At 70.4% G+C, this 527-nt stretch carries 1 protein-coding gene; it reads left to right on the forward strand.

Annotation, left to right across the window (positions count from 1 at the left end; genetic code table 11):
* The coding region (locus tag JKL45_RS29735) for a winged helix-turn-helix domain-containing protein (RefSeq protein ID WP_201865382.1) at positions 1–527 on the forward strand (527 nt) is incomplete at both ends.

The raw sequence follows: 527 nt of genomic DNA on the forward strand, positions 1-527 counted from the left end.
CGGGCGGGATTGGCGAGCCAGCCGCGCGGACCTGCCGCCGGTACGGGACGGTTTCTTGCGCCCGAGCAGGAAGCGCAGGTCCGCGCTCTGATGGGCCAGCACACGCCCGACGAACTCGGGCTGCCCTTTGCCCTGTGGAGCCGGGCAGCAGTGCGGGAGCTGATCGAGCAGTCCTGTGGGGTCCGGCTGGCGGTGCGCACCATCGGTACGTATCTGGCGCGCTGGGGCTTCACGGCCCAGAAGCCGCTCCGCCGGGCTTATGAGCAGTCACCGAAGGCCGTGCGGCGCTGGCTGCGGCAGGACTACCCGGCCCTTGTGGCGCAAGCCAGGAAGGAGAGGGGCACGATCTTCTGGGGTGACGAGACCGGCCTGCGCTCCGACGATGTGCGCGGCCGCAGCTTCGCCCCGCGCGGTCGGACGCCGGTGGTGCGCCCCTCTCACAAGCGCGCAGGGCTGGGCCTGATCTCGGCTGTGACCAACAAAGGCGAATTGCGCTGGATGGTACTCGATGGTGCGCTCAAGGCCCC

The sequence above is a fragment of the Microvirga soli genome (assembly GCF_016734765.1).
GTDB lineage: Bacteria > Pseudomonadota > Alphaproteobacteria > Rhizobiales > Beijerinckiaceae > Microvirga > Microvirga soli.